We start from the raw sequence: 6,302 nt of genomic DNA on the forward strand, positions 1-6,302 counted from the left end.
CCACCCCGCCCCCCACTCCCACTCCGACGCCCACCCCCACGCCGACCCCCACGCCGACACCGACGCCGACACCGACGCCGACGCCGACCGCGGGAATGGCGTGCGCGGCGACGTACAAGATCACCAGCTCCTGGAGCGGGAGTTTCCAGGCCGACGTGGCGGTGCGGAACAGCGGGAGCACGGCGATCAAGGGCTGGACGGTGGCGTGGGCGTTCCCCGACGGCCAGACGATCACCCAGATCTGGAACGGCACCCACACACAGACAGGAGCGAACGTCTCAGTCAAGAACGTGAGCTGGAACGGCGGCCTGGCGGCCGGCGGGTCGGCGTCGTTCGGGTTCATCGCGACCCTGAACGGAGCCAACGGAGTCCCGGCCTCCGTGACCTGCACGCCCGCCTAGCCCCTCACCCGTGGTCTCGATACTGCCCTGGGAGCGCGAGACCACAGCCCGGCCGGGCCCGCACAGCAGGCCCGGCCGGGCCCATCCCCGACGGCAACCTCGGCGCCGGCGCGTCCACGACGTTCGGGTTCAGCGGCACCCACAGCGGGACCAACGGCATTCCGAGCGAGGGTGAACCTCTCCCGCCTGGTCCGGTGTCCGCGTACGGCGAAGGCGAGACCGGCCGTGAGCGCGGCGAAGGGCAGGACCATGAGCACGTACCGGTGGTCGAAGCGCGAGACGGCGCACGACCGTGTGTGATCGGTGCTGGTCGACCGCTACGCCCGGCGCTCCGCAGGGTGAGATTTCGCAAAATTCACCGATACCTGCCAGCCGTCTGATGAGAATGGAACGGTCGTGTACCGAGCGGAGCGGGGGTTCCACGTGGCACGGGCTCTCCGGGTGGCGGTGGCGGCGGGGGTCCTGGCGCTCGCCGCGGGATCGGCTCCGCTGATCGGCGGTGAGCTCAACCAGGTGGTCGCCATCGCCCTTGCGATCCAGAACGGGCAGCAGCAGTCGCGATGGCCGGGCGGAGCGGTGCAGTACGTCTGGGGCGGAGGCCACGCGGCGAAGGCCGGCCCCTCTCTCGGCACCTGCCAGGGGTATCACGGCTCCATCCGGCCGTGCCCCGCCGCCTCCACCCGAGGGCTCGACTGCTCCGGGCTCGCCCGCTGGGTGTACCAGCTCGCCTACAAGGAGGACGTGTTAGGCGGCGGCAACACCGACGACCACGTCCGCCGGCTCCGAAAGGTCGCGCCCATCGCCGCCCGCCCTGGTGACCTCGTCTTCTACGGCAAGATCCGCAAGCGGTCCGTGAAGACCCACCACGTCGGCATCTACATCGGCGGCGGAAAGATGATCAACGCGCTCCGCACCGGCACGACGATCCGCACCGACCGCGTCACCCTCCTCCCCGACCTCGCCGGCTACTACCGCTACGAGCGCTGAGACGACGCTGGCCCTCGACCGGCGTCGACCCCCGTCGTGGGCCCGTCGACCGCCGTCGTGGTCGTCCGCCTGGACGCGGACCTGCGCCACCGCGCTCCGCCGCCTGAAAGTTTCCGGTGTCTCCGCAGGCCGGCGGGGGTCACACGGCGGCGTGTTTGACCCGCGGAGCGAGCGGTTCTTACGGTCGCGGCGATATCTAGGAGGAACCGACGACCACCCCGACCCCCACGCCCACGCCGACTCCCACCCCCACCCCGACCCCGACGCCCACTCCCACCCCGACGCCGACCCCCACCCCGACGCCGTCCGGCGCCTTCGCGTGCAAGGTGGCTTACAAGATCAGCAGTCAGTGGCAGGGCGGTTTCAACGCCGACGTGACGATCAACGTCACGGGGGCGGCCGTCAGCGGCTGGACGCTGACCTTCTCCTTCGCCGGCGACCAGCGCGTGTCCAACGCCTGGAACGCCAAGGTGACCCAGAACGGCAAGCAGGTCACCGTCACGGACGGCGGGTGGAACGGCGGCATCCCCGCCGGTGGCAGCGCCTCGTTCGGTTTCACCGCCTCGGTCAGCGGGACCAACGGCCCTCCGGCGGCCTTCACCTTGAACGGAGCGCAATGCTCGGCGGCGTAGAGTGCGCGTCGAGCACGTAGAGCGACGGCCCGGCGGCGTATGACATTTGTCCCCGGTAACACAGGAAGGTGCGCACTGCGTAGATCAGCCGGAGAGCTGCCAGAGTAGAGAGGTGGAATCAGCCGATCTCTCCCTCCGGCCGCCACGGCACCGTGTCAGCCGCTCCGCGATGTGGTTCTGGGGCGTGCGAGCCGCCGTCGGCTGGCTCGCACTGATCGCCGTCCAGGTGGCCTGGCTCTTCATCGACGACGGTGACCGCGGCCCGCACGTATGGGCACTCGCGGTCACCGTCGTCCTGGCCGTGTCGCACGTGACCGTCATGCCGTGGTGGCGCTACCGGGTCCACCGCTGGGAGACCACGGCCGACGCCGTCTACACCCAGTCCGGGTGGCTGCGCCAGGAGTGGCGCATCGCGCCGATCTCGCGCATCCAGACCGTGGACAGCGAGCGCGGGCCGCTGGAGCAGCTGTTCGGGCTCGCCAACGTCACGGTCACCACCGCCTCGGCCGCCGGCCCGCTACGCGTGCACGGCCTGGACCGGAGTACCGCGCAGCGCCTCGTGGACGAGCTCACGGAGAGCACCCAGGCGACGACCGGCGATGCCACGTGAGCACGGCCAGGGACGTGCCGGAGACGACCGGCATCACGGAGCCGCCCCGGGCGACCGGCCTCACCGAGCCGCCCCGGTCGGCCGGCGTCACCGAGCCGCCGGACACGCCGGGCGATCCCGCCCCGGCGGGCGGCGTGGCCACAGCAGGCGATCGCGCGCGGCCCGGTGACGCCGTCCGTTGGCGGCGGCTGAGCAGGCGGATGCTGGTGATCCACCCCATCCAGGAGGTCGTCCGCAGCGCCCCCGCCCTGATCGGCCTGCTCTTCGCGGGGTCGAGCCAGGGCGGCCACGGCCACATCTGGAGCCTGGTCGGCCTCGCCGTCATGCTGGTGGTCGGCACGCTGCGGTGGTTCACCACGACCTACCGGGTCACCCCGCAGTACGTCCAGGTGCGGAAGGGACTGATCCGCAGGCGGGTGCTGACCGTGCCGCGCGACCGGATCAGGACCGTCGATGTGACCTCCCACGTGATGCACCGCCTTCTCGGGCTGGCCAGGGTGGAGGTCGGCACCGGCCGCTCGGACAAGAAGGACGGCGGCGCGCTGAAGCTCGACGCGCTGTACGCGCCCGAGGTCGACCGGTTGCGCGAGGAGCTCCTCCACCGTCGCCCGGCCGCCGCGACGGCGCCGTCCCCGAGGAGGGACGCGGCGGCGGAGCCCACCACGCCCCGGCCCACCGACCAGCCCGATCCCCTGCCCGTCCCGGGGAACGAGCCGGGCACGGAGATCGAGCTGGCGGCGCTGCGGCCGGCGTGGATCCGGTACGGGCCCTTCACCATGTCGGGCCTCGTCACGGCCGGTGTGCTGGCCGGGTTCGTCTCGCGCATCGCCTCGGAGGGCAACGTCGACCTCCTGCGGATCGCGCCCGTGCGGCAGGTGGTCGACCGGGTCGGCCACGAGGCGCTGTGGCTGCAGGTGGCGGGGGCGGTGGCGGCGCTGGCGGTGTTCGTCGCGGTCGCCTCCACGTTCGGGTACGTGCTGGCGTTCTGGCGGTTCCGGCTCACCCGCACGTCGGGTGGCACGCTGCACGTGACGCGCGGGCTGATCACCACGCGGGCGACGACGCTGGAGGAGCGCCGGCTGCGCGGCATCGAGGTCAGCGAGCCGCTGCTGCTGCGCGCGTCCGGCGGAGCACGCCTCATCGCCGTGGCCACCGGCCTGCGGGTCGGGCACGGAGCGCAGCGCGGCGGTTCCATGCTCCTGCCGCCCGCGCCGCGGGAGGAGGCGGTGACCGTCGCCACCCGCGTGCTCGGCACGTCCGGCCCGGTGACGGCGGAACTGGTCCCGCACGGCCGGGCCGCCCTGCGCCGCCGCTTCACCCGCGCGCTGGCCGTGTGCGGCGCGGTCACGGCAGTGCTCCTGGGCCTGTGGCGGTGGGCGGGGCTGCCCGCCTGGACCTGGCAGGCGGCCCTCCTGGTGACGGTGGCCGCGCTCCCCGTCGCGGCCGACCGTTACCGCAGCCTGGGCCACACCATCGTGGCCGGCCACCTCGTCACCCGGTGGGGAACGCTGGTGCGCCGCCGCGTCGCCCTGGACCGCGAGGGGATCATCGGCTGGAACATCCGCAGGTCGTTCTTCCAGCGGCGGGCCGGCCTGGCCACTCTGACGGCGACCACGGCGGCGGGCCGCCAGGGCTACAGCGTCTGGGACGTCGACCTCGGCGAGGCCCTCCATATCGCCGACCGGGCTATCCCCGGCCTGCTGGCCCCATTCCTGCTCAGGGCCGGGCAGCCCTCCGATGGGATGGACCCCGATCCGGGCACAGACCCGATCGTGACCTCGCCAGGGGCGTAGCCATACCGTGCGCGGGCACTGGACCTTGCGGCCGCGACACGACGCCGGTCGGCCGTGGTGCGCCACCCGCGCGGGTGGCGGCCGGAGATCGGCGAGCGACGAGGGGAAACGTACCTCTTGAGAAAGCTGCTGGGAGGCTGGGACCGCCGGTTCAGGGGCGATGGTCGGCGCCTGCGCAAGGTGGCCCGGGAGGCGTACGGGTGGAAGGACCTGCGGCCGGGACAGCTCGAGGCGATGGAGCACCTGCTGGCCGGTCGTGACGTGCTCGTCGTCATGCCGACCGGCAGCGGGAAGTCGGCCGTCTACCAGATACCCGCCCTGCTCCTCGACGGGCCGACGGTGGTCGTCTCGCCGCTGATCGCCTTGCAGCGCGACCAGGTGGCCGGGCTCACCGAGGCGGACGCGGGGGGCGCCGTCGCGGTGAACTCCGCGCAGTCCGACGGCACGAGCGACGCCTCCCTGGACCAGCTGCACGCGGGTACCGCGGAGTTCGTCTTCCTCTCCCCCGAGCAGCTCGCCAAGCCGGAGGTGATCGACCGGCTGCGCGAGGCGCGGCCCTCCCTGATCGCCATCGACGAGGCGCACTGCGTCTCGGCGTGGGGGCATGACTTCCGGCCCGACTACCTGCGGCTGGGCAGGGCGATCGAGCGGCTCGGCCATCCCCCGGTCGTGGCGCTCACCGCCACGGCGGCCCCGCTCGTGCGGGACGACATCCTCTCCTCCCTCGGCCTGCCGGACGCCGAGCAGGTCGTCCGCGGCTTCGACCGGCCGAACATCGACCTGCGGGTGCGCAGGTTCGTCGGCAAGGAGGACAAGCGCCGCGCGCTGGTGCAGGACGCCGCCTCGCGGCCCGGCCTGGGGCTGATCTACGTCGCCACCCGCCGTGCCGCCGAGGAGTACGCGACCGCGCTCCACGAGGCGGGACGGCGGGCCGAGGCGTACCACGCGGGGATGAAGGCCGCCGACCGGCATCGGGTCCACGAGCTGTTCCGCGACGGCGGGCTGGACGTGGTGGTCGCCACCTCGGCCTTCGGCATGGGCATCGACAAGCCGGACGTCCGGTACGTCCTGCATTCCGACCCTCCGGAGTCGCTCGACTCCTACTACCAGGAGATCGGACGGGCCGGACGCGACCAGGCGCCCGCGTCCGCCGTCCTGTTCTACCGGCCGGAGGACCTCGGCATCCGCAGGTTCTTCGCCGGTGGCCGCGTCGACGAGGAGGTGTTGCTCCGCGTCGCGACGATCGTCGCCCAGCACGGCGGGGTGGTGCCGGCGCGGGAGATGAAGGACCTGCTCGGCATCGGCTCCTCCAAGCTCACGGGTCTGGTGAACCTCCTGGAGCGGGTGGGGGCGATCACGGTGACCGAGCGCGGCGATCTGCGCGCCGTGCGCGGGGGGCCGTCGCCGGACCGGGCGACGGCCGAGGCCGCCGAGCTGGACGAGACGCGGCGCCGGGTGGACGAGTCCCGCATCGAGATGATGCGCGGCTACGCCGAGACCACCGGGTGCCGCCGGCGGGCGCTGCTGGAGTACTTCGGGGAGCCCTACGAGCGGGCCTGCGGGAACTGCGACACCTGCCGCGCGGGCACGGCGGCCGCGACCATCCCCGAGGAGCGGGCGGGTGAGACCCCGTTCGCCATGCACGCCAAGGTGCGGCACAGCGTGTGGGGCCCCGGGGTGGTCATGAGCCGCGAGCCGGACCGCGTCACGGTCCTGTTCGAGGAGGTCGGGTACAAGACCCTCTCCCTGGAGGCCGTCGAGCGCGACAACCTCCTCCTGCCGGCGAGCTGACCGCCTCTCCCGCCGAAGGGCCGGGGGGGGGGGCGCCCCGCCCCCCCCCGCCCCGGGCCTACCCCCCCGGGCGCCCCTGCGGCGCGGC

The 6,302-nt window shown here is 73.2% G+C and carries 6 protein-coding genes; all 6 read left to right on the forward strand.

The features are described 5' to 3' along the window. The first annotated feature begins 95 nt into the window (after positions 1-95). The 6 genes from MYF83_RS38725 to MYF83_RS38750 all read left to right on the forward strand — a co-directional run bounded on the left by MYF83_RS38725 (position 96) and on the right by MYF83_RS38750 (position 6,214). Positions 96-401, forward strand: coding sequence for a cellulose binding domain-containing protein (locus MYF83_RS38725; RefSeq protein ID WP_248965827.1), 306 nt, complete (start codon positions 96-98; stop codon positions 399-401). Between the two features lie 396 nt (positions 402-797). Beyond that, positions 798-1,388, forward strand: coding sequence for a C40 family peptidase (locus tag MYF83_RS38730; RefSeq protein ID WP_248965792.1), 591 nt, complete (start codon positions 798-800; stop codon positions 1,386-1,388). A gap of 326 nt (positions 1,389-1,714) precedes the next feature. Beyond that, the gene (locus tag MYF83_RS38735; RefSeq protein ID WP_248965793.1) at positions 1,715-2,020 is read left to right on the forward strand and encodes a cellulose binding domain-containing protein; all 306 of its coding nucleotides are present in this window, start codon (positions 1,715-1,717) and stop codon (positions 2,018-2,020) included. 184 nt (positions 2,021-2,204) lie between these two features. Then, the gene (locus MYF83_RS38740; RefSeq protein ID WP_372500371.1) at positions 2,205-2,630 is read left to right on the forward strand and encodes a PH domain-containing protein; all 426 of its coding nucleotides are present in this window, start codon (positions 2,205-2,207) and stop codon (positions 2,628-2,630) included. Beyond that, complete coding sequence (locus tag MYF83_RS38745; RefSeq protein ID WP_248965794.1) at positions 2,627-4,423, forward strand: PH domain-containing protein; 1,797 nt, start codon at positions 2,627-2,629, stop codon at positions 4,421-4,423. The genes MYF83_RS38740 and MYF83_RS38745 overlap by 4 nt, the downstream gene beginning before the upstream one ends. A 117-nt stretch (positions 4,424-4,540) precedes the next feature. Further along, a complete protein-coding gene (locus MYF83_RS38750) occupies positions 4,541-6,214 on the forward strand; it encodes a RecQ family ATP-dependent DNA helicase (protein WP_248965795.1) in 1,674 nt (557 codons plus the stop codon). Positions 6,215-6,302: the final 88 nt, after the last annotated feature.

The sequence above is a fragment of the Sphaerisporangium perillae genome, from assembly GCF_023276435.1.
Classification (GTDB): domain Bacteria; phylum Actinomycetota; class Actinomycetes; order Streptosporangiales; family Streptosporangiaceae; genus Sphaerisporangium; species Sphaerisporangium perillae.

What these genes read in the sequence shown, in the direction of transcription:
- MYF83_RS38725 (WP_248965827.1), top strand. Translation starts at nt 96, where the DNA reads ATGGCGTGCGCGGCGACGTACAAGATCACCAGCTCCTGGAGCGGGAGT.